The sequence below is a fragment of the Ralstonia sp. 24A2 genome (assembly GCF_051783885.1).
In the GTDB taxonomy this organism is placed as follows: Bacteria; Pseudomonadota; Gammaproteobacteria; order Burkholderiales; family Burkholderiaceae; genus Ralstonia.
Window position 1 is genome coordinate 1,502,463 of record NZ_JBPVZD010000002.1, and the last position, 24,904, is coordinate 1,527,366.

The 24,904-nt window shown below is 63.1% G+C and carries 28 protein-coding genes, 1 tRNA gene, 1 pseudogene and 1 riboswitch; of the genes and pseudogenes, 19 read left to right on the forward strand and 11 right to left on the reverse strand.

The features are described from left to right. Nucleotides 1-459, forward strand: coding sequence for a type IV pilin protein (locus ACS13N_RS11935; RefSeq protein WP_438931855.1), 459 nt, complete (start codon nucleotides 1-3; stop codon nucleotides 457-459). A gap of 27 nt (nucleotides 460-486) precedes the next feature. On the opposite strand, the gene nrdR is transcribed toward ACS13N_RS11935, so the two are convergent. Continuing rightward, nucleotides 487-951, reverse strand: coding sequence for a transcriptional regulator NrdR (gene nrdR / locus ACS13N_RS11940; RefSeq protein WP_438931856.1), 465 nt, complete (start codon nucleotides 949-951; stop codon nucleotides 487-489). Between the two features lie 115 nt (nucleotides 952-1,066). Beyond that, nucleotides 1,067-2,314, reverse strand: coding sequence for a serine hydroxymethyltransferase (gene glyA, locus ACS13N_RS11945; RefSeq protein WP_438931857.1), 1,248 nt, complete (start codon nucleotides 2,312-2,314; stop codon nucleotides 1,067-1,069). 138 nt (nucleotides 2,315-2,452) lie between these two features. Then, nucleotides 2,453-2,588, reverse strand: a riboswitch (ZMP/ZTP riboswitch). Between the two features lie 140 nt (nucleotides 2,589-2,728). On the opposite strand from glyA, the gene ydfG reads away from it, so the two are divergent. The 14 genes from ydfG (at nucleotide 2,729) to ACS13N_RS12015 (ending at nucleotide 13,913) form a co-directional block, all read left to right on the forward strand. After that, nucleotides 2,729-3,481: a bifunctional NADP-dependent 3-hydroxy acid dehydrogenase/3-hydroxypropionate dehydrogenase YdfG gene (gene ydfG / locus ACS13N_RS11950; RefSeq protein WP_438931858.1), complete on the forward strand. Its 753-nt coding sequence runs from the start codon at nucleotides 2,729-2,731 to the stop codon at nucleotides 3,479-3,481. Between the two features lie 90 nt (nucleotides 3,482-3,571). After that, nucleotides 3,572-3,976 (forward strand): tol-pal system-associated acyl-CoA thioesterase, encoded by a 405-nt coding sequence (gene ybgC, locus ACS13N_RS11955; RefSeq protein ID WP_021195233.1) that lies wholly within the window; start codon nucleotides 3,572-3,574, stop codon nucleotides 3,974-3,976. Next, nucleotides 3,973-4,665 carry a protein TolQ gene (gene tolQ, locus ACS13N_RS11960; RefSeq protein WP_438931859.1) on the forward strand — a complete coding sequence of 231 codons (693 nt, stop codon included), beginning with the start codon at nucleotides 3,973-3,975 and terminating at the stop codon, nucleotides 4,663-4,665. The genes ybgC and tolQ overlap by 4 nt, the downstream gene beginning before the upstream one ends. A gap of 12 nt (nucleotides 4,666-4,677) precedes the next feature. Continuing rightward, nucleotides 4,678-5,112, forward strand: coding sequence for a protein TolR (tolR, locus tag ACS13N_RS11965; protein WP_048935074.1), 435 nt, complete (start codon nucleotides 4,678-4,680; stop codon nucleotides 5,110-5,112). Nucleotides 5,113-5,153: 41 nt separating this feature from the next. Then, nucleotides 5,154-6,194 carry a cell envelope integrity protein TolA gene (tolA, locus tag ACS13N_RS11970; protein ID WP_438931860.1) on the forward strand — a complete coding sequence of 347 codons (1,041 nt, stop codon included), beginning with the start codon at nucleotides 5,154-5,156 and terminating at the stop codon, nucleotides 6,192-6,194. Between the two features lie 56 nt (nucleotides 6,195-6,250). Next, entirely contained in the window at nucleotides 6,251-7,555 is a 1,305-nt protein-coding gene (gene tolB, locus ACS13N_RS11975) for a Tol-Pal system beta propeller repeat protein TolB (protein ID WP_438931861.1), read from the forward strand. A 29-nt stretch (nucleotides 7,556-7,584) separates the two neighbouring features. Continuing rightward, on the forward strand, nucleotides 7,585-8,106 hold the full coding sequence (gene pal, locus ACS13N_RS11980; RefSeq protein ID WP_438931862.1) for a peptidoglycan-associated lipoprotein Pal: 522 nt from the start codon (nucleotides 7,585-7,587) through the stop codon (nucleotides 8,104-8,106). A gap of 68 nt (nucleotides 8,107-8,174) precedes the next feature. Beyond that, complete coding sequence (ybgF, locus tag ACS13N_RS11985) at nucleotides 8,175-8,960, forward strand: tol-pal system protein YbgF (RefSeq protein ID WP_438931863.1); 786 nt, start codon at nucleotides 8,175-8,177, stop codon at nucleotides 8,958-8,960. Between the two features lie 166 nt (nucleotides 8,961-9,126). Continuing rightward, nucleotides 9,127-9,801, forward strand: coding sequence for a 7-cyano-7-deazaguanine synthase QueC (gene queC, locus ACS13N_RS11990; RefSeq protein ID WP_438931864.1), 675 nt, complete (start codon nucleotides 9,127-9,129; stop codon nucleotides 9,799-9,801). 4 nt (nucleotides 9,802-9,805) lie between these two features. Next, a complete protein-coding gene (locus tag ACS13N_RS11995; RefSeq protein ID WP_438931865.1) occupies nucleotides 9,806-10,921 on the forward strand; it encodes a YeeE/YedE family protein in 1,116 nt (371 codons plus the stop codon). 47 nt (nucleotides 10,922-10,968) lie between these two features. Beyond that, a tRNA-Lys gene (locus ACS13N_RS12000) sits at nucleotides 10,969-11,044 on the forward strand. 85 nt (nucleotides 11,045-11,129) lie between these two features. Beyond that, nucleotides 11,130-11,621, forward strand: a complete 492-nt coding sequence (locus tag ACS13N_RS12005; protein WP_438931866.1) for a nucleoside 2-deoxyribosyltransferase — start codon at nucleotides 11,130-11,132, stop codon at nucleotides 11,619-11,621. A 108-nt stretch (nucleotides 11,622-11,729) separates the two neighbouring features. Next, nucleotides 11,730-12,902: an acyl-CoA dehydrogenase family protein gene (locus ACS13N_RS12010; RefSeq protein ID WP_438931867.1), complete on the forward strand. Its 1,173-nt coding sequence runs from the start codon at nucleotides 11,730-11,732 to the stop codon at nucleotides 12,900-12,902. Nucleotides 12,903-12,998: 96 nt separating this feature from the next. After that, entirely contained in the window at nucleotides 12,999-13,913 is a 915-nt protein-coding gene (locus ACS13N_RS12015; protein ID WP_438931868.1) for a TauD/TfdA dioxygenase family protein, read from the forward strand. Here ACS13N_RS12015 and ACS13N_RS12020 read toward each other — a convergent pair. Genes ACS13N_RS12020 through ACS13N_RS12030 form a run of 3 tightly spaced genes read right to left on the reverse strand, consistent with a single transcriptional unit; the run spans nucleotide 13,910 to nucleotide 15,853 of the window. Beyond that, on the reverse strand, nucleotides 13,910-14,371 hold the full coding sequence (locus ACS13N_RS12020; protein WP_438931869.1) for an NUDIX domain-containing protein: 462 nt from the start codon (nucleotides 14,369-14,371) through the stop codon (nucleotides 13,910-13,912). The two genes, ACS13N_RS12015 and ACS13N_RS12020, sit on opposite strands and share 4 nt — an antisense overlap. A 1-nt stretch (nucleotide 14,372) precedes the next feature. Further along, the gene (locus ACS13N_RS12025) at nucleotides 14,373-15,182 is read right to left on the reverse strand and encodes an ABC transporter permease (RefSeq protein WP_438932843.1); all 810 of its coding nucleotides are present in this window, start codon (nucleotides 15,180-15,182) and stop codon (nucleotides 14,373-14,375) included. Continuing rightward, nucleotides 15,182-15,853, reverse strand: a complete 672-nt coding sequence (locus ACS13N_RS12030) for an ABC transporter ATP-binding protein (RefSeq protein ID WP_438931870.1) — start codon at nucleotides 15,851-15,853, stop codon at nucleotides 15,182-15,184. The genes ACS13N_RS12025 and ACS13N_RS12030 overlap by 1 nt, the downstream gene beginning before the upstream one ends. 310 nt (nucleotides 15,854-16,163) lie before the next feature. Between ACS13N_RS12030 and ACS13N_RS12035 the strand changes: the two genes are divergently transcribed. Further along, nucleotides 16,164-16,538, forward strand: coding sequence for a hypothetical protein (locus tag ACS13N_RS12035; RefSeq protein ID WP_438931871.1), 375 nt, complete (start codon nucleotides 16,164-16,166; stop codon nucleotides 16,536-16,538). Between the two features lie 59 nt (nucleotides 16,539-16,597). Here the strand turns inward: ACS13N_RS12035 and ACS13N_RS12040 are convergent, their stop codons facing one another. From ACS13N_RS12040 to ACS13N_RS12050, 3 genes are all read right to left on the reverse strand, one after another. Continuing rightward, a complete protein-coding gene (locus tag ACS13N_RS12040; protein WP_438931872.1) occupies nucleotides 16,598-17,140 on the reverse strand; it encodes a DUF3318 domain-containing protein in 543 nt (180 codons plus the stop codon). Beyond that, the gene (locus ACS13N_RS12045; protein WP_438931873.1) at nucleotides 17,137-17,514 is read right to left on the reverse strand and encodes a phage holin family protein; all 378 of its coding nucleotides are present in this window, start codon (nucleotides 17,512-17,514) and stop codon (nucleotides 17,137-17,139) included. Before ACS13N_RS12045 ends, ACS13N_RS12040 begins: the two co-directional genes overlap by 4 nt. A 149-nt stretch (nucleotides 17,515-17,663) precedes the next feature. After that, nucleotides 17,664-17,990 carry a DUF883 family protein gene (locus ACS13N_RS12050; RefSeq protein ID WP_021195215.1) on the reverse strand — a complete coding sequence of 109 codons (327 nt, stop codon included), beginning with the start codon at nucleotides 17,988-17,990 and terminating at the stop codon, nucleotides 17,664-17,666. A 280-nt stretch (nucleotides 17,991-18,270) separates the two neighbouring features. Between ACS13N_RS12050 and ACS13N_RS12055 the strand changes: the two genes are divergently transcribed. Beyond that, complete coding sequence (locus ACS13N_RS12055) at nucleotides 18,271-18,909, forward strand: peroxiredoxin (RefSeq protein WP_031329446.1); 639 nt, start codon at nucleotides 18,271-18,273, stop codon at nucleotides 18,907-18,909. 150 nt (nucleotides 18,910-19,059) lie between these two features. Here ACS13N_RS12055 and ACS13N_RS12060 read toward each other — a convergent pair. Both ACS13N_RS12060 and ACS13N_RS12065 read right to left on the reverse strand, forming a co-directional pair. Further along, nucleotides 19,060-20,379, reverse strand: a pseudogene (locus ACS13N_RS12060) (NCS2 family permease); the annotation flags it as partial. A 476-nt stretch (nucleotides 20,380-20,855) separates the two neighbouring features. After that, the gene (locus ACS13N_RS12065) at nucleotides 20,856-22,061 is read right to left on the reverse strand and encodes an acyl-CoA dehydrogenase (RefSeq protein WP_438931874.1); all 1,206 of its coding nucleotides are present in this window, start codon (nucleotides 22,059-22,061) and stop codon (nucleotides 20,856-20,858) included. Between the two features lie 103 nt (nucleotides 22,062-22,164). On the opposite strand from ACS13N_RS12065, the gene ACS13N_RS12070 reads away from it, so the two are divergent. Both ACS13N_RS12070 and ACS13N_RS12075 read left to right on the forward strand, forming a co-directional pair. Continuing rightward, nucleotides 22,165-22,992, forward strand: a complete 828-nt coding sequence (locus ACS13N_RS12070; RefSeq protein WP_438931875.1) for an IclR family transcriptional regulator — start codon at nucleotides 22,165-22,167, stop codon at nucleotides 22,990-22,992. Between the two features lie 355 nt (nucleotides 22,993-23,347). Further along, a complete protein-coding gene (locus ACS13N_RS12075; protein WP_438931876.1) occupies nucleotides 23,348-23,893 on the forward strand; it encodes a hypothetical protein in 546 nt (181 codons plus the stop codon). Between the two features lie 137 nt (nucleotides 23,894-24,030). On the opposite strand, the gene kynA is transcribed toward ACS13N_RS12075, so the two are convergent. Then, nucleotides 24,031-24,876, reverse strand: coding sequence for a tryptophan 2,3-dioxygenase (gene kynA, locus ACS13N_RS12080; protein ID WP_438932844.1), 846 nt, complete (start codon nucleotides 24,874-24,876; stop codon nucleotides 24,031-24,033). Between the last annotated feature and the right edge of the window lie 28 nt (nucleotides 24,877-24,904).

Here is a 24,904-nt window from a genome sequence, read left to right on the forward strand (position 1 = left end):
ATGAATCGAGAACAATCCATTCCAGCGGGGCAGGCCGCAGGCTTTACCCTGATCGAGCTGATGATCACGGTGGCGATCGTCGCCATCATCACGATCATTGCGTACCCGTCGTATCAGCAATATGTGCTCAAGTCGCATCGCGTTGATGCGAAGACCGCGCTGCTGGATTTGGCGGCGCGGCAGGAGCGCTACTACACGCTGCAGAACATCTACACCAGTTCGCCTGCGGCATTGGGGTATGGGGCCGCATCATTTCCGGTCGCGGTGCAGACGGGCAGCCAGAGCTACTACACGCTTAACGTGACACAGTTGAACAACGCGGCGTCACAGCCTTCGTACACGGCGGTCGCTGTACCATCGGGGCCGCAACTACCAGACACCTGCGGCACCTACACGATTAACCAATTGGGCCAGCAGAATAACCAAAACAACACGACTGCAACTGCGCAGTGCTGGTAACAAAAAAGGCCCCCTAGGGGGCCTTTCTCATTTGCGCGCACTCGTCGCCGCAACTTCATCCAGCACGTCACGAAACTCCGCCAGATCCTCAAAACTCCGGTACACCGACGCAAACCGGATGTACCCGATCTTGTCCAGCCGCTTGAGTTCGCGCATGACCAGTTCACCCACGCGGTCGCTGCCGATTTCCTTCTCGCCGTGGCTGAGGAGTTTTTCTTCGATGCGGGCGATGGCCTCGTCGATGGCCTCGGCGGAGACAGGGCGCTTACGTAGCGCCAGGCGCATGGAATCCTTGACCTTGGCGCGGTCGTAATCGACGCGGCTGCCGTTCTTTTTGACGACGGCGGGGAAGAACAGCTCGATGCGCTCGTAGGTCGTGAAGCGGCGGTCGCAGGACTCGCACTTGCGGCGCCGGCGCACGGTGTCGCCTTCCTCCGACATGCGAGTCTCAATCACCTGGGTGGCCGCGTGGCCGCAAAAGGGGCATTTCATGCCGCGCTCCTCGGGAACCTCAAACGCACTGCGCTAAAAGAACAACGCCGCGATGGCCGGGGTGACCATCGCGGCAGAGTACTACGTGGCCAGTTGCCCGGCCATGGTCAAGCGCTTAGGCGTAGACCGGGAACTGCTTGGTCAGCTCAGCCACCTTGGCGCGCACGGCGGCGATGTTCGCTTCGTCGTGCGGGTTGTCCAGCACGTCGGCGATCAGGTGTGCAACCTTCACGGCCTCGGCTTCCTTGAAGCCGCGCGTGGTCATGGCCGGCGAGCCCAGGCGCACGCCCGAGGTCACGAACGGTTTTTCCGGGTCATTCGGAATCGCGTTCTTGTTGACGGTGATGTGCGCGTCGCCCAGCACCTTCTCGGCTTCCTTGCCGGTGATGTTCTTGGCACGCAGGTCCACCAGCATCACGTGGCTCTCGGTGCGGCCCGACACGATACGCAGGCCACGGGCCATCAGCGTTTCGGCCATGGCACGAGCGTTCTTCACCACTTGCTCCTGGTACGCCTTGAACTCCGGCGACAGCGCTTCCTTGAATGCCACTGCCTTGCCGGCGATCACGTGCATCAGCGGGCCACCCTGGATCCCCGGGAAGATCGCCGAGTTGATGGCCTTCTCGTGCTCGGCCTTCATCAGGATCACGCCGCCGCGCGGGCCGCGCAGGCTCTTGTGGGTGGTCGTGGTGACGAAGTCAGCGTGCGGTACCGGGTTCGGGTACACGCCTGCGGCGATCAGGCCGGCGTAGTGGGCCATGTCCACCATGAAGTACGCGCCGATCGCCTTGGCGATCTTGCCAATGCGCTCGAAGTCGATGCGCAGCGCAAAGGCGGAAGCGCCAGCGATGATCAGCTTGGGCTTCTTCTCTTGCGCCAGGGCTTCCAGCGCGTCGTAATCGATGTCTTCTTGCGCGTTCAGGCCGTAGCTGACGACGTTGAACCACTTGCCGCTCATGTTGAGCGCCATGCCGTGCGTCAGGTGACCGCCTTCGGCCAAGCTCATGCCCATGATTGTGTCGCCCGGCTTGAGCACGGCGAAGAACACGCCCTGGTTGGCCTGCGAGCCGGAGTTCGGCTGCACGTTGGCCGCTTCAGCGCCAAACAGTTGCTTCACGCGGTCGATGGCGAGCTGTTCAACCACGTCCACATATTCGCAGCCGCCGTAGTAGCGCTTGCCGGGGTAGCCCTCGGCGTACTTGTTGGTCAGTTGCGAGCCCTGCGCGGCCATCACGGCCGGCGAGGTGTAGTTCTCGGAGGCAATCAGCTCGATGTGATCTTCCTGGCGCTGATTTTCCTTCTGGATGGCGGCAAAGATCTCGGGATCGATCTGGTCGATCGTATAGCGGCTGCGTTCGAACATGGCGAGTGTCTGGTCTGAAACGAAACGGAAAAAACGGAGATCGGGTGTGGCGGGCTGGCTTCGGGAAACATGCGCGCGGCTTGGACGCTGTCTCGGCGTTGACCGATGGCAGCGGGTGCCCAAGTCACCCTGCTTCCCATTCGCTGCCCAGGCGAGCGGCAGGCGTCGTTGTGCATGACGCCAGAAACCTTGCGCTTCCTCGTGGTCGGTGCCCACTGCCGAGGTCTGCGGTGTGTTGCTGCAGCCCCGGGATTCGCCAGTCGCGCAAGGTGGAATGGTTGCCCGCGAGTGTACGACAGGCCCTTGACTGCCGCAAGGCGCGGGGCGCTTGCCCAAGCACATTGCGACGCAACAGGCGGCAACGCTTCAGGTAAACTCTGTTTTTCGCATTTTTTCAGGCTTGGAGACACTTCCATGATCGTATTCGTGACCGGTGCAACTGCCGGGTTCGGTGCAGCCATCGCGCGGCGTTTCGTGCGGGAAGGCCATCGTGTGATCGCGGCTGGCCGCCGTCAGGATCGTCTGGATGCGCTCAAGGCCGAACTGGGCGACGCGCTTCTGCCGGTCGTGCTGGATGTGCTGGATGCCGCCGCTGTTGCGGCGTTGCCGGGCTCGCTGCCCGAGGACTGGCGCGACGTCGACGTGCTGGTCAACAACGCTGGCCTGGCGCTTGGTCTGGAACCCGCCCAACGCGCAGACCTGACCGACTGGGATCGCATGATCGGTACCAACTGCTCCGGCTTGGTTCATATGACGCGTGCGTTGCTTCCGGCCATGGTCGAGCGCAATCGTGGTCATGTCATCAACATTGGCTCGATTGCCGGGACGTACCCGTACCCGGGCGGCAACGTATATGGTGCGACCAAGGCGTTCGTGCGCCAATTCTCGCTGAACCTGCGTGCCGACCTGACCGGCACCCGCGTGCGCGTATCGAACATCGAGCCGGGCCTGTGCTCGGGCACCGAGTTCTCCAACGTCCGTTTCAAGGGCGACGATGCCCGCGTGGATAAGGTCTACGAAGGCACGGAGGCGCTCACCGCCGACGACATCGCCGAGGCGGTCTACTGGATGGCGGCGCTCCCAGCGCACTTCAATGTCAACGCAATCGAGCTCATGCCCGTTTGCCAGTCATTCTCGGCCACGAGCTTGACGCGGGACATGGCTTAAATCGTGTCATGCAGGGTTTGCCACAGCGTGCAAGCCCTCGGCCGGCCGGTGGATGGCTGGCCGTCACATGAGCCTTGGTAAAATTGCCGGATGTCTTCTTTTGACTGGAACCTGCGCGTGTATTGGGAAGATACCGACGCAGGCGGTGTAGTGTTCTACGCCAACTATCTGAAATTCTTTGAGCGCGCCCGCACTGAGTGGCTCCGCGCGCTCGGGGTCGACCAGCAGGCGCTGGCCGACACGACCGGGGCCATTTTCGTGGTGCGCAGCACCGCTGTGGACTACCGCGCACCTGCCCGCCTAGATGACCTGGTGCAGATCCGTTCGCGTATGGAACGGGTTGGCCCAGCGTCGGTCCAATTTGCCCAAGAAGGCTGGCGTGGCGACGTTCTGCTCGCATCAGGCACGATTCGTGTTGGATGTGTCGACCGGCTCACATTCCGGCCGACCCCGATCCCCGCTCCCGTACTCGCAACCATCAAAGCCGCCGCATGAATCCCGTCGAGGTCACACAAGATCTGTCGATCGTCTCGCTGGTGCTGCACGCCAGTCTGTTGGTCCAATTTGTCATGGGCCTGTTGCTGGTGATGTCGCTGTTCTCCTGGACGTACATCTTCCGCAAGGCATTTGCACTGCGCGCTGCGCGCAGCCAGACCGAATCGTTCGAACGCGAATTCTGGGCCGGCGGCGATCTGCAGGCGCTGTATCAAAGCGCCGCCAACAACCGCCACAACACCGGCGCGCTGGAACGCATCTTTGAAGCCGGCATGCGCGAATACCTCAAGACGCGTGAGCAGCAGCGTGGCGGTGGCGACCCGAGTGCCATCCTCGATGCTGCCCGCCGCGCCATGCGTGCCGCCTATCAGCGCGAAATGGATTCGCTTGAATCGCACCTGCCGTTCCTGGCGTCGGTCGGTTCGGTCAGCCCGTACATCGGCCTGTTCGGCACGGTGTGGGGGATCATGAACGCCTTCCGCGGCCTGTCCAACGTGCAGCAGGCCACGTTGTCTGCTGTGGCGCCGGGTATTGCCGAAGCGCTGGTCGCCACGGCCATCGGCCTGTTTGCGGCCATCCCGGCGGTGATCGCCTACAACCGTTACGCCACCGAGATGGACCGCTTGGCCAACCGGTTCGAGAGCTTCATGGAAGAGTTTTCGAACATCCTCCAGCGCCAAACGCGCTAAGGACGGATCGTCATGGCTACCATCCAGCGAACGCGCCGCGCCCGACGGGCCAAGGCCGACATCAACGTTGTTCCGTACATCGACGTGATGCTGGTGCTGCTGGTCATCTTCATGGTGGCAGCGCCTGTGGTGAACCCGGGTGTGGTCAACCTGCCTTCTGTGGCCAACGCCACGCCGCAGCAGACCCAGCCGCCCATCGTCGTGACCATCAAGGGCGACGGCACGATCCTTGCTCGCATCAAGACGGGCTCGGGTGCCACCGAGCAGAAGCTCGCCAACAACAATGAGCTGCGCGCTTTCGTGAAGCAGCGCACCGACGAGAACCCCGATCAGCCGGTCGTGATTGCCGCCGACAAGGCCGTGCAGTACGACCGTGTGCTGACGGTGATGAGCGTATTGAAGGGCGATGGCGTCAAGCGCGTCGGCCTGATGGTGAAGTCGCAATGAACGCGAAGATGTTTCCAGGCGAGGCAACCTGAGTGAGCGTCATGGCTACAAGGTCAGTGAGCCCCGCGTTGCATCGTTACGAGCCTGTCCGCGAGCGCGGCACACTGCGCGCGTTTGGGTTGGCAGTCCTCACGCACCTGTTGCTGATCGCCTTCCTGTACTTTGGCGTGCAGTGGCAGAGCAGCACGCCGCGCGGCGAAGAGGCCGAGCTGTGGGATGAGGCTGCGGTTCAGCAAGCCGTGCAGACCGCGCCGCCGCCAGAGGTCAAGCCGGAGCCGGTCATCAAGGCGCCGCCGACCAAGGTGGAAGAGGAAGCCGACATCGCGCTGGAGCAGAAGCGCAAGCGCGAGCAGGAAGCCGCTGCCGCAGCGGCTGCCGCGCGCGAGGCTGAACTCGCCCGCCGGGCCGCCGAGGACCGCGCCGAAGCCCAGCGCCAAGCGCAACTGAAAGCGCAGAAGGAACAGCAAGCCCACCAGGCGGAACTTCAACGCAAGGCCCAGGCCGAACAGCAGGCCAAGGAAAAGGCCGCCGCCGCTGAAGCCCAGGCTCGCAAGAACGCACAACTGCAGGCCCAGGCGGAAGCCAAGGCCAAGGCAGATGCCGAAGCGAAGCAGAAGGAGCTGAAAGCCAAGGCTGCCGCAGATGCCAAGGCTAAGGCGGATGCCGAACGCAAGGCCAATGAATCGCGTGCCAACGCACAGCGCAAGGAGCAACTGGATCGCCTGCGTGCGATGGCCGGTGCCGGTGCAACCGGCACGGTGGCGGGCTCCGGTGGCGGTGTCGGCAACGCCATGGGCACGGGCGGTACGGCATCGGCAGGGTACGCCGAGCGCGTGCGCGCCAAGGTCAAGCCGAACATCGTGTTCGACCCGGGTGCCATCAGTGGCAATCCGGCAGCGGTGGTGGCGGTGACGATGGCGCCGGACGGCTCGATCCTGTCCAAGCGGCTGACCAAGTCGAGCGGCAACGGCGCCTATGACGAAGCCGTGCTGCGTGCGGTGGACCGTTCCGATCCGCTGCCGCGCGATACCAACGGCAAGGCACCGTCGAGCGTCATCCTGACGTTCCGGCCCAAGGAATAACGCGCTGGCGTCGCCCCGGTGGCGCCGGCACCCAGTTCACAGATTCGATACGGATGATGAACATGATGCGCAAGATGTGGATTCCAATCTTCCGACGAGCCGCGCAGGCGTTGCTGCTGACTGCAGCGTGCGTCGGCGTGGCCCATGCACAGCTCAACGTGGAGATCTCGGGCGTCGGTTCGAGCCAGTACCCGATCGCCATCGCCAACTTCCAGGGCGAGGCCGAGGCCCCGCAAAACCTCTCGGCAATCGTCCGGGCAGACTTGGCGCGCAGCGGCCGTTTCTCCAACGTGGATGTCGCCGGCGCGGTGGTGCCGGAAAGCCCGGCCCCGGACCTGGGCGCCTGGAAGACGCGCGGTGCGGCTGCCTTCGTGGGCGGCACCGTGACGCGCAACGGCGATCGCTACGAGATTCGCTTCCGCCTGTATGACACCGCCAAGGGCGAGAGCCTGGGCGGCCTGTCGCTCACACGTGGGCCTGGCCAACTGCGCCTGGCTGCGCACGAGATTGCCGATTACATCTACCAGAAGCTGATTGGCGAGCGCGGTGTGTTTGCGACGCGCCTGTCGTATGTGTCGAAGGTGGGTCGTCGCTACCAGCTGCAGATTTCCGATTCGGACGGCGCCAACCCGCAGATTGCGCTGACCAGCAACGAGCCGATCATCTCGCCGGCATGGTCGCCGGACGGCACCAAGGTCGCGTACGTGTCGTTCGAGCTCAAGAAGCCGGTGGTGTACGTGCATGATCTGGTGGCCGGTCGCCGCACGGTGATCTCGAACCAGAAGGGCAACAACTCGGCACCGTCGTGGTCGCCGGATGGTCGCCGCGTGGCGGTGGCGCTCTCGCGTGACGGCAATACGCAGGTCTATGTGGTCAATGCTGATGGCTCGGGCCTGCGCCGCCTGACGCGCAGCAGCGCTATCGATACTGAACCGTCGTTCTCGCCGGATGGCCGCTCGATCTACTTCACCAGCGACCGTGGCGGTGCACCGCAGATCTACCGCATGTCGGCTGACGGTGAAGAGGCGGGCGGTGCCCAGCGCGTGACATTCAAGGGCAGCTACAACACGAGCCCGCGTGTGTCGCCGGACGGCAAGCTGCTGGCCTACATCTCGCGCGTGGGCGGTGCGTTCCGCCTGTACACGCAGGACTTGTCCAACGGCGATGTAAACGCGCTGACGGACACCACGTACGACGAATCCCCGAGCTTTGCCGCCAACGGCAAGTTCATCCTGTATTCCACGCGCGTGGGCGGTAAGACCGTGCTGGCAGCCGTGTCGACCGATGGCCGTACGCGTCAGATTCTTTCCCTCCAGGCCGGCGAAGTTCGTGAGCCGGCATGGGGTCCTTTCATGCAATAACGAAGCAGTTCCTCTAGGAGAAATCGGACATGTCGAAGTCCCAAACCATGATCAAACTCGCAGCCATTGCCACGCTGCTGGCCCTGGGCGCTTGCAGCTCGGGCGTGAAGCTGGATGACACCGCCAAGAACGGCACCGGCGGCGCAGCCGGTACGGGCGCTGATGCCCGCACGGTCACCCCGGTGGACGTTGGCCGTGACGAGCTGACCGATCCGAACAGCCCGCTGGCCAAGCGCAGCATCTACTTCGACTTCGACAGCTACTCGGTGAAGTCGGAGTACCAAGGCCTGCTGGGTCAGCACTCGCGCTACCTGCAGTCGCACAACCAGCGTAAGGTCCTGATCCAGGGCAACACCGACGAGCGCGGCACCAGCGAGTACAACCTGGCCCTGGGCCAGAAGCGTGCCGAAGCCGTGCGTCGCGCACTGTCGTCGATGGGCGTGCCTGACAGCCAGATGGAAGCCGTGAGCCTGGGCAAGGAAAAGCCGCAGGCCACCGGTCACGACGAAGAGTCGTGGGCGCAGAACCGCCGCGCCGACATCGTTTACTGATCGGCATGGTTTGAAGTCGTGCGCGCCGGCTACGCTTGCGTGGCCGGCGTTCTTACGTTGGCAATCACATGAACACGATGATGAAACAGCGCGCGTATGAAGCCATGCGTCGGGCCATCCTGATGACGACGCTTGTTGCCGGTGGTGCTCTGACCATGGCTGGCCCGGCGGCGGCAGGGGTATTTGACGACGATGAGGCGCGTCGCGCCATCATCGACATGCGCGAGAAGTTCAACACCTTCCAGTCGAGCGCCGCGCAGCGTATCGACCAAAATAGCCGCAACCTGATCGACGCGCAGAACCAGATCGAGACGCTCAAGTCCGAAGTGGCACGCCTGCGTGGCCAGAACGAGGTGCTGCAGAATTCAGTCGACACGCTGACCAAGCAGCAGAAGGACTACTACGCCGACCTCGATGCGCGCCTGAAGAAATTCGAGCCGCAGCAGGCCACGGTGGAAGGCCGTGACGGCATGGTCCAGCCGGGCGAGAAGGATGAATACGACGCCGCGCTGAAGACGTTCCAGGGCGGCGATTTCAAGGGCGCGGGCAACCAGTTCTCGGCCTTCGTGAAGAAGTACCCGCAGAGCCCGTACCTGCCGCTGGCTCAGTTCTGGCTGGGCAACGCGCTGTATGCGCAGCGTGACTACAAGGGATCGAGCTACGTGCTGGAGAGCATGGCGCGCGCCAATCCGCAGCACCCGAAGGCCGCCGATGCGCTGCTGCAGGTGGCAACCAACCAGGGTGAGTCGGGCCAGAAGGCAGCTGCACGCAAAACGCTGGAAGCGGTGGTTGCCCAGTACCCGGGCAGCGAGCAGGCCAAGACTGCACAAAGCCGCCTGAAGACGATGCGCTGATCGGCGAATCGCTTTTGTGGTTGATCGACGCCCGCCCGTGGTTGCACTGGCGGGCGTTTTTCATGGCGGGCCGTAAATGGCCGGCATGTGAACGGTTGGGCGCGGGCTGGGTGGCGGCGCGCTAAAATGCTGGCCTTCCCCTGATTTGCTCCACAAGGCTTCGCCCATGAAAAAACGCGCCATCGTCCTGCTCTCCGGCGGGCTGGACTCCGCCACCGTGCTCGCCATGGCCAATGCCGATGGCTTTGAGACCTACGCGCTGTCGATGCGCTACGGCCAACGTCACTCGTCCGAGCTGGACGCGGCCAAGAAGGTGGCGGCGGCGCTGGGCGCCGTGCGCCACGAGATCGTCGATCTGGATTTGCGCAAGTTCGGCGGCTCCGCGCTGACGGATGACAAGCTCGATGTGCCGACCGAAGGCGCACACGAGGGTATTCCCATCACCTACGTGCCGGCACGCAACACCATCATGTTGTCGCTGGCACTTGGCTGGGCTGAAGCCGTGGGCGCGCGTGATCTGTTCTTCGGCGCCAACGCGGTCGACTATTCCGGCTATCCGGACTGCCGACCCGAATACGTGGCTGCGTACGAGGCGCTCGCCAACCTGGCCACCAAGGCCGGTGTGGAGGGCGAGCGAATCCGTGTGAACGCACCCATCATCGCCATGACCAAGGCGGAGATCATCCAGACCGGTGCGCGACTGGGCGTCGACTATGGCATGACGGTGTCGTGCTACAAGGCGGACGAGGAGGGGCGTGCCTGCGGCGTGTGCGATTCATGCCGCATCCGCAAGGCCGGTTTTGAGGCCGCCGGCGTGCCCGACCCGACGCGCTACGCCTGACGCCATGCCCGAACTCGATCTCAACGCGCTCTCCCACACGCTGCTATGGGCGACCTTCGCGCTCACCTTTGTCTTTGGCGCGCTCTTGCAGCGCACGCACTTCTGCACGATGGGTGCGGTGTCCGATGCCATCAATATTGGTGACTGGAGCCGTGTGCGCATGTGGGTGCTGGCCATTGGCGTGGCCACGATCGGCACGGGTGTACTGAGCTGGCTGGGCCTGATCGATACGAGCAAGACCATCTACACAGCCAACAAGCTGCTGTGGCTGTCGTCGCTGGTGGGCGGGCTGCTGTTCGGTTTCGGCATGGTGCTGGGTTCGGGTTGCGGCAGCAAGACGCTGGTGCGCATCGGCGGCGGCAATCTCAAGTCGGTGGTGGTATTCGTATTCCTCGGGTTGTCGGCGTACATGACGCTCAAGGGCGTGTTTGGCGTGGTGCGTGTGGCAACCGTCGACAACGTCGTGGTCACGCTGCCGACCTCGCAAGACCTGCCGAGCGTGCTGGGCCATGCGTTGTCAGTGGACGTGCGCACGCTGCGTCTGGCGCTCGCGCTGGTGATTGGCGGGGCGCTGTCGCTATGGGCGCTGCTCGGGCATGATTTCCGCACCGTCGACAACCTGCTCGGCGGTGTGGGCGTCGGGCTCATCATCGTGGCCATGTGGTACGTGTCGGGTCACCTCGGCTACGTGCAGGAAGATCCGAACACGCTGCAGGAGGCGTTCGTTGCCACCAACAGTGGCCGCATGGAGGCGCTGAGCTTTGTCGCCCCCGTGTCGTACACGCTGGAGTGGTTGATGTTCTTCAGCGATACCTCGCGCGTGCTGACGGTGGGCATCGTGAGCGTGCTGGGCGTGATTGCCGGCTCGGCCGTGGTGGCGCTGGCCACGAGCACGTTCCGCTGGGAAGGCTTTGCCAATGCCGAAGACACCGGCAACCACATCATCGGCGGCATCCTGATGGGGGTGGGCGGCGTGACGGCACTGGGTTGCACGATCGGGCAGGGGCTGTCGGGCGTGTCGACGCTGGCGATCGGCTCGTTCATCGCGCTGGCGGGCATCCTGATCGGCGCGGTGCTGGCGTTCCGCTATCAGATGTGGCGGATGGAGCGCCTGGTCTAACAGGCGTTGACGAAATCAAGGTGGTGTGCCTATAATCGCTGTCTTTGGGGTCTTTAGCTCAGTCGGTAGAGCAGTAGACTTTTAATCTATTGGTCGCGGGTTCGAATCCCGCAGGACCCACCAAATTTCAGAGGGCTCGACAGCAATGTCGGGCCCTTTGTCTTTTGTGCGACGCTATCCTGCGCGTGTCACTTACCGGTCTACGCTCATGTCCTTGCGCCTCTACCTCGCCGGCCCCGATGTCTTTCGCCCGCAACCGGTCGCCCATGGCGAAGCGCTCAAGGCGCTGTGCGCGGAATTCGGCTTCACCGGCCTGTATCCGCTCGACAACGCAGTCGCCCCACAGGCCAACGGTCCAGCGACCGCCGCCGAGATCTACCGACAAAACATCGCACTGATCGATTCGGCCGACGCCGTGATCGCCAACGTAGCCGATTTTCGTGGCCATGAGCCCGACTCCGGCACGTGCTTCGAGATTGGCTATGCCATCGCGCGCGGCAAAGACGTGTGGTGCTACAACGTGCCCGCCGTGCCGCTCCTCGCGCAGGTACCGAACACTCAAGGCAGTGATGCCGACGGCTGGACCGTGGAGGACTTCGACTTGCCGCGCAACCTGATGATCGCGTGCAGCAGCCGCCTAGTGGTGGGCGATGCGCGTGCGTGCCTGGAGCAGATGCGCGCGCACTATGCAGGCGCGTAGTTGCACATAGTCGCGCGGCCGATATGCGTATGCGGATTACTTCCTTCAGGGCGGCAGGGGCTGTCCGTATAGTGCCTGCACCGGATAACCCACCGGACGAGGCACCGCATGAAGCTCGACGACCTGCATCAACTCCCTGATCTCACACACCTGCTGGCCGAATTGGCCTCCACCGCTGCGCAACGCGATCAGCAAGGCGGTCATGCTGCGCACGAGAAGGCAGCGATTGCGCGCGCAGGTTTGCTGCCGTTGGTCATTCCCACGCAGTACGGCGGGGCAGGTGTAGGCTGGGCCGATGCTTTTGCCGCCGTGCGTGCCATCGCCGCGGTCGACAGCTCCCTCGGGCATCTGCTGGCCTTCCAGTACCTGCAGACCACCACGGTGTATCTGTACGGTTCTGACGCGCAGCGCGAACGCTTTCTGCGCCCGACCGCCGAGCTGGGCTGGTGGTGGGGCAATGCCGTCAACCCGCTCGATCATCGATTGCGCGCACAGCGCTCCGGCAGCGGCTGGGTGCTCGACGGGGAAAAGGGTTTCTGTTCGGGCACGCTGGGCTCAAACATGATGGTGGTGTCCGCCCACGACGAGGCGAGTGGCAAGTCGATCGTGGCCGTGGTACCGACTGCGCGCTATGGCATCACCGTGCGCGATGACTGGCATCCCATCGGTCAGCGCCAGACGGATAGCGCGACCGTGCAGTTCCGCCACGTACAGGTGAGTGAAGACGAGGTGCTGTCGGGTCCCGAGAACGTCTTCACGCCGTATCAGACCTTGCGCTCATGCGTGGCGCAGAACGTGCTGGTCAATCTCTACACCGGTATCGCAGCAGGCGCGCTGGACGAGGCGCGCAAGGTCACGCTGCATGCATCGCGGCCGTGGCTGACGTCCGGCGTTGAGCGCGCGGCGGACGATCCCTATCAGATTCAGCGCTTTGGCGAGATGCGCGTGCAATGGCTCGCTGCTGAAGCCCTGGCCGATCGTGCCATCCAACGGCTGGACCGCGCGTGGCGCAAGGGCGCAGCACTCACCGCCGACGAGCGCGCCGAGGTGTCGCTTGTCACGGCCGAGGCCAAGGTGGCGGCGCATCGCGCAGCGTTGTTCATCAGCCAGGAAATGTTTGAGGCCACGGGCGCGCGCTCTACCAAGGCCGCACTCGCACTGGACCGCTTCTGGCGCAACGCGCGCACGCACACGCTGCACGATCCGCTCGACTACAAGCTGCGCGCCATTGGCCGCTACGCGCTGGAAGGCATCCTGCCGGATGCCACGGTCTACGGCTGAGCGCGTATCGATCTGCGCTTTCCTTCGTTGGCACATGGCCGACGCGGGCGGTGTAATGTGGAATTCGTTCGCTGCCGTGAACTGTCTACTTACATCATGTCTGACGTTGCCCTCGCCACTCCGGCTGCCCCTGAGGCGCCTGCCGTTCACACTGCCCGTTTCCACGTTCGTCGTCTGCCTGATGCGCCGCTCGGCGCGGAGATTCTTGGTCTGGCAGATGCAGCAGACCTATCTGATGCCGACATCGCCGCCATTCGCCAGGCGTGGCTTGCGCACGATGGCTTGCTTGTCTTCCGCGACGTGCAGCTCACACCGCAATCACAAGTCGAATTCAGCCGTCGCTTTGGCCCGTTGCAGGTGCACGTGCTCAACCAGTTTCATCTAGCCGAGCACCCGGAAATCCTGGTCGTCTCCAACGTGGTCGAGAACGGCAAGCCGATCGGCCTGGGTGATGCGGGGCGCGACTGGCATTCGGATCTTTCATACAAGCCGTTGCCGAGCCTGGGTTCGCTGTTGCTGACGCGTGAGCTGCCGGAGGAGGGCGGCGATACGCTGTTCGCCAACATGGTCCGCGCATTCGAGACGTTGCCCGTTGAGCTCAAACGCGTGATCGAGGGCCGCCGCGCGGTGCACTCGTACGTGTACCGTTACGAGCGCCTGCGTGCACTGTCGACGTGGCGGCCGGCGCTCTCGCAGGCGCAGATCGATGCCGTGCCACCGGTCGATCATCCGGTCGTGCGCACGCACCCGGAGACGGCCAAGCGCGCGCTCTTCGTCAACGAAGGCTTTACCTCGCACATCCTAGGCCTGCCGGAAGACGAAAGCACCAGCGTGCTCGAACAACTCTTCGCCCACAGCATCCGCGCAGACAACGTCTACACGCACCACTGGCGCGCCGGCGACATGCTGTTCTGGGACAACCGCTCGACCATCCACTTCGCACCCGGCTGTCCCGACACGTATCGCCGCACGCTGCATCGCACGACGATCGAGGGCGACGTTCCCGTCTAAAGCCCTGCCTCGCGCAGGCGCGCATCAATGCTTGCGAGCGTCAGCGTCTGTGCGAAGAGTCGCGCGAGGGATTGGCTTGCGTGCTGCGATACCACGTCCGCGGTAGCCCAGCGGTACGCATCCATCTCAGGGATCAGACGCCCCGTGTGATAACTGTTGAACATCGAAGTGCACGTGAGTGTGTCGAGCACGACTTCGGCGCGGTGCAGGCGCGTGGCGAACAGGTGCAGCTCCTTGTCGCGCCGGAACGGAACGCGCCCGAGTTCGACCAGCGTGCGGCCGTCGAGCACGAGACCAGTCTCTTCGCGCGTCTCGCGCAATGCGGTGTCGCGGCAATCCTCGCCGGGTTCCGGGGCGCCCTTGGGGATATCCCAGTGGCGCGTTTCAGTGGCGTGGGCGAGCAGGACTTCCGCGTCTTCGTTGAGCAGCACGAGGCCGCAGGACAGGGCGATCGGCATGCTACTTGCCTCCTCCGCGCTGCACGATGCGCGCGGTCAGCAACTGATGGTCGCGGCTGAACAGGCGCCGGTAGGCGAGCAGCACCGCCGTCACCGTGCCGAGCCCCGAAGACGCCGCCAGCAGGAACATGATGACGATCTGGTAGCGCACGGCCTCCAGTGGCGACTGCCCCGCCAGCACCTGGCCCGTCATCATGCCCGGTAGGCTCACCACGCCGACCACGGACATCTGGTTGATGATCGGTGTCATGCCGGCGCGTACGGCGGTGCGCGCCGCATTGCGTGCCGCTTCCCAGCGAGTACCGCCCAGCGCGAGCACTGTCTCCACCTGATCGCGCGTGGCGATCAACTCACCGGTCATGCGCTCCAGCGCCAGGCCTACGCCCGTGAGCGTGTTGCCCAGAATCATCCCCATGATCGGAATCGCGTACTGCGGTTCGTACCACGGCCGCGCATGCAGGACGACGATCAACCCGATCGCGCCGATGAGCCACGTGCTGCCGAACACCGAAAGCGTGCCGTCGATCCGCAGCCCCGCGTAGCCGCGTGCACCACGGCTGCCGGTGGCGTGCCCCGCAATGAGCGTCATGATGGCAACCACGCCCAGCACCACCACCCAATACGCGTGGGCGAACACCCATTCGAGCACGAAGCCGATCGCCAGCAACTGCACCACAGTGCGTACGGCGGCCCACGCGAGGCGACGCTCCAACCCCAGACCCAGGCCGATCGATAGCGCACCGTTCACGAGAATCAGCGCCGCCGCAATGCCGACCTGCCAGGCGGAGAGCGTGAGTTCCTGCCCGTTCATCATGATGCCTCGGTATTCAGTCGGCCGGCTTCCATGCGCCAGTGCTGCTGGCCGACGCGCGTGGCCTGTGCCGGGTCGTGCGTGATCCAGACCCAGGCATGCCGGTCAGGCGCCTGGGCAAACCAATGCTGCAGCAGGACCTCAATCGCCCGCACGGAGGCCGGGTCCAATGCGGCGGTCGGCTCATCGAGCAGCAGTACGGCGGGGCCAGTCTGCAGGGTGCGGACGAGCGCGGCAATCTGCGCTTCGCCGCCGGAGAGGTCGGCGGCGGCTTTGTCGAGAAAGCTTGCATCGCGCTCTGCGCGGGTCAGCATGGCGATGGCAGCCTCGCGGTCAAACGATGCGTGGCCCTGGCGTGCATGCAGTTGATAGGGCAGCCGCAGGTTGTCTTCCACCGTGCCGGGCAACAATGCAGGGCGCTGGCGCACGTAGGCGACTTGGCAGCGATAGGTCGGGACGGCTCGTGCAGCAATCGTCTGACCATGCCATGTCACATGACCGTCATCGACCGGGTCCAACAGTGCGAGCGCGCGCAGCAGCACGCTCTTGCCAGCGCCCGACGGGCCGGTGAGTGCAACGCGTTCGCCCGGGCGCACGGCAAGCGAAGTCGGGTGCAGCAGCGTGGCGCCGGTACGTGTGTCGCGGCGGTGGAGGTCGGTGGCAGTCAGCATGATGTGGGGCGGGCGTGTTGCATACAGTACGGCATCAATGCAGGGCTTCTATGCATTATGCATATGAGCAGGTGGGGCGATCCTCCGCCGAAATCTCTCCGCCGCGTGCATGCACGATTTGCGGCGACCGCGCCGCTGCGCGATTCGCATGCCATGCAGGCCGCTCCCTAAACCGAACAGACGGTGCCGGATGCTCTGGCGCACAGCGGATGTCGGACGAATCCGACATTGCATTCAGTGACGGGAGGGTCGCCATTTACGCACGCCGGGCATAGGATCGAATCATCACAAGAAGCGATGGGAGGGCGCCATGGAGACCGAAAAGATTCAGGTGGCGCATCCGTGGTGGCAGCCTGGGGTTTTTGCGTCAGCCCCGGCGATTTTCCTGTGGGTCTGCGCTCAACTGCCTGCCGACATGCTTGGCGATATTTTTCATGCGGGCACTTCGCCCGACTCGCTCGCGCGCGTGGGCGATACGTTATTCGTGATTGGCTGGACGGCCAGTGGCGTGCTGATGTGGCATGGTCGCCGGCGTGTTGCGCACGACGCCGATGTGACAGCGCAAGCCGCAGCAGATGCGGCTCCGGTGTTGGAGCCCGTTGCCCATCCGCAAGGTTTGGCCGGGCTGCGTCAAAGCATGGCCCGCCGCTGGGAACGCGTGCGGCATCCGATTCCGTTGCACTGACATGGATCTGCCACGAACAAAAAAGGCCAGAATGATCCGGCCTTTTTTGTTGGGTATCTTCAGGAGGTACTACCCGGGATGATCTCGTCTGCGTCGTCGCAGGGTGTTGTTGTGGCGGGCGTATCGTCAGGGTGCTCGCCTTGCACCTCCTGCCACTTGCGATAGCCCCACCATGCAGCCCCGGCCACCAGCCCTACCTTGCCGAGCCGGCGCGTAATGCGGCCGATCACGGTGCGGCGCAGTCCTGCATAAGCCAGTGAGAGTGCTGTACCGACCAGCGGATACTCACGTGCAATGCCCAGCGCGCGCATCAGGCCGTTCGGGCGGGCGAGCGGGCGGATCAGGCTCGGCAGCAGCGCGCCAAAGCCACCCAGGCTGAATGTGCGACTGGTTGCACGGCTCACATCGTTGCGGGCCTGTGCGTAGTCATAGCGCTCCAGCGCAGCACGCGTGAGCAGCAGTTCCTTGCGCACGGCCAGCGGCAAGCGGCCCTCGGCGCCACGGCGGGATGGCCGCACATGGTGCCGTGCACTGCTCGCCGGTTCGTGTTCGGGCACCGGATTGGGCGAGGGAGACGACGTCGGTTGGGTCGGATCGGTCATCGGCGCAGGATCTCCCGGTCTTTGTCAAGTTCGGCCAGCGTGGCCTCGAACAGCGGCGGTGCGTTCCGCAGCGACGTACGTACCTTCCACAGGCAGCCCGCCGCGCCCAGCGCATAGAGCACGGCCATGACGGCCAGCGCCTGCCAACGGTAGGTGTCCCAGAACAGGATGGCGATGAGCGCCGTGAGCGTCATGATGGACAGCGCGATCAGGCTGACTGCCAGCATGCCCAGGAAGGCTGCACCGAGCAGCCGGTCTTTTTCTTCGGCCAGTTCTACGCTCGCCAGTTCGAGCCGCGTCTGCAGCATCGAGACGACCGTACCGGCCAGTGTCTTCAGGGAGGCGAACAGCTTCGGGCTGGTGTCGTCGGTCATGAAGGTTCCGGAGGATACGAGGTGAAGCGCGTGACTGCCATTACAAATACAGCACGCAGCACACACCCATGGCGGGACCGCCAGAATGCAACTGGCCGATGGCGCGAACCACTCAAGTGCGCGCCATCGGCCAGGAAGAGGTCTTCGGATTACTTGCGGTTCAGCAGCAGACCGATCAGCAGGCCCACGCCCGCGGCCACGCCCACAGCTTGCCACGGATGATCGTGAACGTAGTCATCGGTGGCGCGTGCAGCCGCCTTGCTCTTGTGGACGACGGCGTCTTGCAGGTCCTGCGCTTTTTCCTTGGCTTGGCGCAGCATGCCCATGCCGCGCTCGCGCAGTTCGGCGGCTTTCTCACCGCTGGAAGAGGCGGCTTGTTTGAGTAGGGTTTCGGCGTCGGACAGAACGGTCTTCACGTCGGTCATCAGTTTCTCCTTATTGACGGATTCGGCCAGGTTGGGGGAGGTGTTCGTCATGGTCGGGTCCTTGGTATCGGGGTGGTTCAATCGTCAATATGTCGACGCGCTTATTCGCTAGCATATGTGTGGGCGTTGCGAAACTTCAAGCGCTCACGTCGCGCACGCTGCGATGGATCAAGACCTCGGTCATTGTCCGGCAATGTGCGCGTGCCTTCCACCGTTCTGTCAGCAATTGCCGCGCCAAATGACGAAAAGTGATGTTGTTGTGAATTTATAGTCGTTTTGGTTGGATGGCAATCTGGCTATAGTGGTTCCCAATCAGTGCATGGAGGACACGATGTCTTTACGTTTGGGCGATATCGCCCCGGATTTTGAGCAGGATTCCAGCGAAGGCCGCATCAAGTTCCACGAGTGGCTGGGTAACAGCTGGGGCGTGCTGTTTTCTCACCCGGCCGACTACACGCCGGTCTGCACGACTGAGTTGGGCCTGACCGCCAAGCTCAAGGAAGAATTTGCCAAGCGCAATGTCAAGGCGATCGCGCTGTCGGTGGATTCGGTCGAGTCGCACAAGGGCTGGATCAACGACATCAACGAGACGCAGAACACCACGGTCAACTTCCCGATCATTGCGGATCCGGACCGTAAGGTTTCGCAGCTCTACGACATGATCCACCCGAATGCGAGTGAGACGTTTACCGTGCGTTCGCTGTTCGTGATCGACCCGAACAAGAAGGTCCGCCTGACGATTACGTATCCGGCTTCGACGGGGCGCAACTTCAATGAAGTGCTGCGCGTAATCGACTCGCTGCAGTTGACCGAGTATCACAGCGTGGCCACGCCGGGTAACTGGCAAGACGGCGATGACGTTGTCATCGTGCCGTCGCTCAAGGATGAAGAGGTCATCAAGCAGAAATTCCCGAAGGGCTACAAAGCGTTGCGTCCGTATCTGCGCCTGACGCCGCAGCCCAATAAGTAACCGGCTCCTTGGTAGTGTGATTGCCGCCCGGCCCTCGTGCCGGGCGTTTTTTGCGTTCGTGCAAACGATAACGTGCGGCGCCAAAACAAAACCGGCCAGCCCTTGCGGGTCTGGCCGGTTTGTCTTTTGTGGAGACGGTTCAGCGCGCGATCAAATCGCCCAGCCGCCTGCGTAGAACGCCACCAGTGCCAGGGCAATCGCCACTGTGCCGATGTTCAGCTTGCGCCATTCGCCGGCCACCAGGCGGCCGATCACCAGCGTAGCGAAACCGAGCATGATGCCGGTGACGATGTTGCAGGTCAGCACGATGAACACGGCGCAGACCAGGCCGGAGAGTGCGTCGACCATGTCGTCCATGTGCAGCTTGCTCACGCTCGACAGCATCAACAGGCCGACATACATCAGCGCCGGGGCCGTGGCGTACGACGGCACCAGGCCGGCCAGCGGCGAGAAGAACATCACCGCCAGGAACAGCACGCCGACCACGACAGCCGTCAGGCCTGTCTTGCCGCCGGCCGCCACACCTACCGTCGACTCAATGTAAGCCGCAGCCGGTGCACCACCGAAGAACGCCGAGAAGATCGAGCTGATCGAATCGGCCGTCAGGGCGCGGCCACCGTTGATGATGTGGCCCTTGTCGTTGAGCAGACCAGCTTGGCCAGCCACGGCGCGGATCGTGCCGGTGGCGTCGAACACCGCGGTCATCACCAGTGCCAGTACGGCGGGCAGTACGGTGGCGGAGAGCGCACCGCGGATGTCCATCGCGCCGATGAGCGAGGCATGGCCAGGCGAACTGAGCGAGGGCAGGGCGAAGACGCCGGTGAACTTGACCGCCGGGTCAAAGATCAAGCCCAGCGCCGAGATGGCGATGATCACGATCAGGATGCCGCCCGGTACACGACGACGCTCCATGCCGAAGATGGCGGCCAGACCGAGCACCGACATCATCACCGGGAAGGCGGTGACATGACCCAGTGCAACGGGCAGGCCCTCACCGGCGTTCTTGACCACCAGGCCCACGTCGTTCGACGCGATCAGCAGCAGGAACAGGCCGATACCGATACCGGTGCCATGCGCCACGCCCGAGGGCAGGTTGCGCAGAATCCAAGAGCGCACACCGGTGGCGGAGATGGCTGTGAAGACAACCCCCATGAGGAAGACCGCGCCCAGTGCCACGCCCGGCGTGAGCTTCTGGCCCAACACGAGGCCGAAGGCCATGAAGGCGGTGAGCGAGATCGCGCAGCCGATGGCGATCGGCAGCTTGGCCCACAGGCCCATCAGCAGCGAGCCGAAGGCGGTGGTCAGACACACCGCGACGAAGACGGCGCTGCTATCGAAGCCTGCCTTGCCCAGCATGCCGGGCACGACAAACACGGCGTAGACCATCGCCATGAAGGTGGTGATACCAGCCACGACCTCGCGCTTCTGGGTGCTGCCGCGTGCAGATATTTGGAAATAGCGATCAACGGCACGCGCATCGGTAAAGCCAGCGGCGCCAAGTTCCGTCGTCGACGGAATGGACTGTTCAGCCATGGTGGGTTGTCTCCTGGCAGAGCTCCGCGCTGTCTGGTTTCTCTGAACCGTCAACGTGAGGCGCCCTGTTCTGGTTTTGATTCGGTGCGGGTGCCTGCGTACGCGCGCTGGCATTCTCCAGACCGTTGTCTCGCGATTGGTTTTGTCGCGTGGCGCTGCAATCTGCGTGTGGACTGCGCGCACGTTTTATCGGTGTGAGGGCCGTGTCAGTGATTCGATCCGCTGGCACTTGGAGCGAAGCATAGACGGGCGCCCAGGGCCGATTCATGCGGCGAGACGTATCCCGATCATTTGCAAATTTATATAACGCGGGGAAGACCACAGGGGAGAGAACGACAGTGCCCAGGACGGGCGAGAGGATGCGGCGGGTAGTGCGCGAGTGTGCACCAACCCGCCCAAAATGAAAAGCGCAATTAGAAGAAAGCCTGAATACCCGTCTGCGCGCGACCCAGGATCAGCGCGTGGATGTCGTGCGTGCCTTCGTACGTATTCACCACTTCCAGGTTCACCACGTGGCGGATCACACCGAATTCATCGGAGATGCCGTTGCCGCCGAGCATGTCGCGCGCCATGCGGGCAATGTCGAGCGACTTGCCGCACGAATTGCGCTTCATGATCGAGGTGATTTCCACTGCGGCCGTGCCTTCGTCCTTCATGCGGCCCAGGCGCAGGCAGCCTTGCAGGCCGAGCGTGATTTCGGTCTGCATGTCGGCCAGCTTCTTCTGCACGAGCTGGTTGGCGGCGAGCGGACGACCAAACTGCTTGCGGTCCAGCACGTATTGGCGCGCGCGGTGCCAGCAGTCTTCCGCCGCACCCAGCGCACCCCACGCGATGCCGTAGCGTGCCGAGTTCAGGCACGTGAACGGGCCCTTCAGGCCGCGCACGCCGGGCATCAGGTTTTCTTCCGGCACGAACACTTCGTCCAGCACGATCTCGCCGGTAATCGACGTACGCAGGCCGACCTTGCCGTGAATGGCCGGTGCCGTCAGACCCTTCCAGCCCTTTTCCAGAATGAAGCCGCGGATCTCGTCCTCGCCCTTGTCATTCGGCAGCTTGCCCCACACGACAAATACGTCGGCGATAGGCGAGTTGGTGATCCACATCTTGGCGCCCGACAGCGAGTAGCCGCCGTCGACCTTCTTGGCGCGCGTGATCATCGAGGCCGGGTCGGAGCCGTGGTTCGGCTCGGTCAGGCCGAAGCAGCCGATCCACTCGCCGGTGGCCAGCTTGGGCAGGTACTTCTGCTTTTGCGCTTCGCTGCCGAATTCATAGATCGGCACCATCACCAGCGACGACTGCACGCTCATCATCGAGCGGTAGCCCGAATCCACGCGCTCCACTTCGCGCGCGATCAGGCCGTAGCTGACGTAGTTCAGGCCGGGGCCGCCGTACTGCTCGGGAATCGTCGGGCCGAGCAGGCCGAGCTCGCCCATCTCGCGGAAGATCGACGCATCGGTCTTCTCATGCCGGAACGATTCCAGCACGCGCGGCATCAGCTTGTCCTGGCAGTACGACGCGGCGGCGTCGCGCACCATGCGCTCGTCGTCGGTCAGTTGTTGGTCGAGCAGCAGGGGATCGGCCCAGCTAAAGGCGTTAGGAGCGGCATTGCGAGCAGTCACAGCAGTAGTCTCCGAGTCTTTGTTGTTCCGAGATGCGGAACACAGTTTCGAAATTTAGAGCTATCATAGCCCAACTACCGACGATTTCCAGGGCTTTTTTGCCATGAGCACAACCCGTCTCCCCGATCCCGAATTCGACACCTCGCCCGTTGAGTCGAGCGATCCGAACTTCGTCACGGCGCTCGCACGCGGGCTGGAGTTGCTGCGCGCCTTCCGCCCCGGCGACACGCTGCTCGGCAACCAGGAATTCGTGCGGCGCACGGGCTTTCCCAAAGCCACGGTCAGTCGACTGGCGGGCACATTGGTCTCGCTCGGTTATCTGCGATACGACGAAGCGCTTGGCAAATACGGGCTGGATGCAGGCGTACTGGCGCTCGGCTTTGCCTACCTAGCATCGAGCGACGTCATCCAACTCGCGCGCCCGCACATGAGCGCGTTTGCGCAGAAGTACGGCGTGTCGATCTCGCTGGGCAAGCGCGATCGGCTGGACATGGTCTACCTGGAAACGATCCGCCATGACAGCCCATCGATGAGCGGTTCGGCGGGGCTGGGCGTGGGCTCGCGGCTGTCGCTGCTGTCGAGTTCGATGGGGCGGGCGTACCTGGCCTCGCTGCCGACGGCAAAGCGTGAGCGCCTTTATGAGGCGTTGCGCACGCAGCAGCCCGCGCAGTGGGCCGCAGAAGGTGCGGCAGCGGCCGATGCCGTGAAAGCCGGTGTGCGTGAGGGCTACGCTGTATCGCTGCGCGACTGGCACCCGGCCATCCACGCATGTGCCGTGGCGTTTTTCGCGCCAAGCCAGCGTGAGCCGTACGTGGTGAGCTGCAGCGCGCCGTACACGGCGGCCGATGCCGAACGCATTCGCGACGAGCTGGCGCCCGCGCTGCGAGAGTTTGCGGCGCGGCTTGGCCAAGTGGTCGAGCCGGCCGTGTAACCCCTTTGAGGGTCTACCGGAATTAGCTTTGGCGTTGGCGTACGAAGGGGTTGGCTCTTCCTGCCCTATGCGGAGCCTTGGATTTTTGTTCGATGCCTTGGGTTTGTGTTGCAGGGAGGCAAAAGAGAGGAGGCTGCTGAGCGGGTGTGAGATAAACCTAGAAGCGCGCTTTATCTTGTGCGAGTTCGAAGGGAAAACAATGACAAGCTAATTGAACACAACAAGCGGCATGCCATCGATAATCTCGTTGTCAGCATTGACCGGGTGTGGCGAGACGAGCGTGGAGCATTTGGGCTCCTCGTCTGGCATCATCTGCCACATCTAGCACGATGGCTCAGAAACCAATGGAGAAAAAATGGAGCTAAAAGCAAAACAAATTGGCGTGTGCATGGTTGCTGCCGTGCTTCTCTCTGCTTGTGGAGAGAAGCCTCCCAAAACGATCCAAGACATCGACAGTCATATCCTCAGCGTGACCGAGACCAAGGACGCAGGAAAGACTGAGCTGAGAATTGTCTGGAAGTTGGCAGGCGTGTCTCCCGGCCCTGACATGTCGAATGCCGCGTTTGGCATGGAGCGCATTTTCAAAAACATCGTCAAGTACTTCCCCGACCAGCAAGTCGACGAAGTTCGCATTGTTCTGAACGCGGGGTTAGTTGATCGCTACGGTAATACCAAGCGTGATGACATTTATGAAATTCCATTTGCCATGAGCGAAATCCGGAAGATCAATTTCTCCTCGGATAGCCTCACTCACTGGGGCTTACTCAATCTCAGCGAGCGCCCAACGCTGCGGCACCCCGTAGGAAGACAAATGATCAGCGAGTTTTGCGAGGATGAAAAGAACGCTAAATATGCTGGCGATTTCTGCCTGAAGGGCTTGACGCCTCAAATTGCTCTCTAAGCCAGACTAAGTGACCCCTCTCAACATGCCGCCGACTATGGCGGCATGTTCATTTCAGCAGAGGCGCATGTCTCCCAACACGCATTTCCTTTGAGGCTCGACTAGACCTCCTCGCCAACGCGCACCATCAATACCAACTACAAATCCGTCCGCAACTTCCAAAGCTCCGGAAACAACACCACATCCAACATCTTGCGCAGATAGCCCACACCTTCGGTGCCGCCCGTGCCGCGCTTGAAGCCGATCACGCGTTCCACCGTGGTCACATGGCGGAAGCGCCATTGGCGGAAGGCATCCTCCAGGTCGACAAACTTCTCAGCCAGTTCGTACAACTCCCAGTGGTGCGTCGGGTCGCGATAGACCTCCAGCCATGCGGCTTCCACTGAAGCGTTGTAGGTGACAGGTCGCGACCAGTCACGCTCAACGCAATCCGCATCGAACGCAAAGCCGTGGCGCGCCATGTAACGCACGGCTTCGTCATACAGCGACGGCGTCTCCAGCGCGGCCTTCACCTGCTCGTAATGCTCGGGCCGATGTGCATGCGGCTTGAGCATCGCCGCATTCTTGTTGCCGAGGATGAACTCGATCTCACGGTATTGATACGACTGGAAGCCCGACGACTGCCCCAGGTGCGGACGCATGGCCGAGTACTCTGGAGGCGTCATCGTGGCGAGCACGTTCCACGCCTGCACGAGCTGATCCATGATGCGCGACACACGCGCCAGCATCTTGAACGCGGGCGGCAGATCGTCGTTGCGCACGCAGGCACGCGCCGCACGCAACTCGTGCAGCATCAGCTTCATCCACAACTCTGTGGTCTGGTGCTGCACGATGAAGAGCATCTCGTTGTGATCCGGCGAGCGCGGGTGTTGTGCGTTCAGGATCTGGTCGAGCGCGAGGTAGTCCCCATAGCTCATCGACTGCGAGAAATCGAGCTGGGCGCTGTGCCAGCCGTCGCCTTCGTTGCCCTGTGCCGCGTGCATGGGGCAGCCCGATGCCACGGGCTTGATC

Coding starts and splice junctions, on each gene's coding strand:
- ACS13N_RS11935 (WP_438931855.1), top strand. CDS start 1: ATGAATCGAGAACAATCCATTCCAGCGGGGCAGGCCGCAGGCTTTACC.
- nrdR (WP_438931856.1), bottom strand. CDS start 951: ATGAAATGCCCCTTTTGCGGCCACGCGGCCACCCAGGTGATTGAGACT.
- glyA (WP_438931857.1), bottom strand. CDS start 2,314: ATGTTCGAACGCAGCCGCTATACGATCGACCAGATCGATCCCGAGATC.
- ydfG (WP_438931858.1), top strand. CDS start 2,729: ATGATCGTATTCGTGACCGGTGCAACTGCCGGGTTCGGTGCAGCCATC.
- ybgC (WP_021195233.1), top strand. CDS start 3,572: ATGTCTTCTTTTGACTGGAACCTGCGCGTGTATTGGGAAGATACCGAC.
- tolQ (WP_438931859.1), top strand. CDS start 3,973: ATGAATCCCGTCGAGGTCACACAAGATCTGTCGATCGTCTCGCTGGTG.
- tolR (WP_048935074.1), top strand. CDS start 4,678: ATGGCTACCATCCAGCGAACGCGCCGCGCCCGACGGGCCAAGGCCGAC.
- tolA (WP_438931860.1), top strand. CDS start 5,154: ATGGCTACAAGGTCAGTGAGCCCCGCGTTGCATCGTTACGAGCCTGTC.
- tolB (WP_438931861.1), top strand. CDS start 6,251: ATGAACATGATGCGCAAGATGTGGATTCCAATCTTCCGACGAGCCGCG.
- pal (WP_438931862.1), top strand. CDS start 7,585: ATGTCGAAGTCCCAAACCATGATCAAACTCGCAGCCATTGCCACGCTG.
- ybgF (WP_438931863.1), top strand. CDS start 8,175: ATGAACACGATGATGAAACAGCGCGCGTATGAAGCCATGCGTCGGGCC.
- queC (WP_438931864.1), top strand. CDS start 9,127: ATGAAAAAACGCGCCATCGTCCTGCTCTCCGGCGGGCTGGACTCCGCC.
- ACS13N_RS11995 (WP_438931865.1), top strand. CDS start 9,806: ATGCCCGAACTCGATCTCAACGCGCTCTCCCACACGCTGCTATGGGCG.
- ACS13N_RS12005 (WP_438931866.1), top strand. CDS start 11,130: ATGTCCTTGCGCCTCTACCTCGCCGGCCCCGATGTCTTTCGCCCGCAA.
- ACS13N_RS12010 (WP_438931867.1), top strand. CDS start 11,730: ATGAAGCTCGACGACCTGCATCAACTCCCTGATCTCACACACCTGCTG.
- ACS13N_RS12015 (WP_438931868.1), top strand. CDS start 12,999: ATGTCTGACGTTGCCCTCGCCACTCCGGCTGCCCCTGAGGCGCCTGCC.
- ACS13N_RS12020 (WP_438931869.1), bottom strand. CDS start 14,371: ATGCCGATCGCCCTGTCCTGCGGCCTCGTGCTGCTCAACGAAGACGCG.
- ACS13N_RS12025 (WP_438932843.1), bottom strand. CDS start 15,182: ATGAACGGGCAGGAACTCACGCTCTCCGCCTGGCAGGTCGGCATTGCG.
- ACS13N_RS12030 (WP_438931870.1), bottom strand. CDS start 15,853: ATGCTGACTGCCACCGACCTCCACCGCCGCGACACACGTACCGGCGCC.
- ACS13N_RS12035 (WP_438931871.1), top strand. CDS start 16,164: ATGGAGACCGAAAAGATTCAGGTGGCGCATCCGTGGTGGCAGCCTGGG.
- ACS13N_RS12040 (WP_438931872.1), bottom strand. CDS start 17,140: ATGACCGATCCGACCCAACCGACGTCGTCTCCCTCGCCCAATCCGGTG.
- ACS13N_RS12045 (WP_438931873.1), bottom strand. CDS start 17,514: ATGACCGACGACACCAGCCCGAAGCTGTTCGCCTCCCTGAAGACACTG.
- ACS13N_RS12050 (WP_021195215.1), bottom strand. CDS start 17,990: ATGACGAACACCTCCCCCAACCTGGCCGAATCCGTCAATAAGGAGAAA.
- ACS13N_RS12055 (WP_031329446.1), top strand. CDS start 18,271: ATGTCTTTACGTTTGGGCGATATCGCCCCGGATTTTGAGCAGGATTCC.
- ACS13N_RS12070 (WP_438931875.1), top strand. CDS start 22,165: ATGAGCACAACCCGTCTCCCCGATCCCGAATTCGACACCTCGCCCGTT.
- ACS13N_RS12075 (WP_438931876.1), top strand. CDS start 23,348: ATGGAGCTAAAAGCAAAACAAATTGGCGTGTGCATGGTTGCTGCCGTG.
- kynA (WP_438932844.1), bottom strand. CDS start 24,876: ATGCACGCGGCACAGGGCAACGAAGGCGACGGCTGGCACAGCGCCCAG.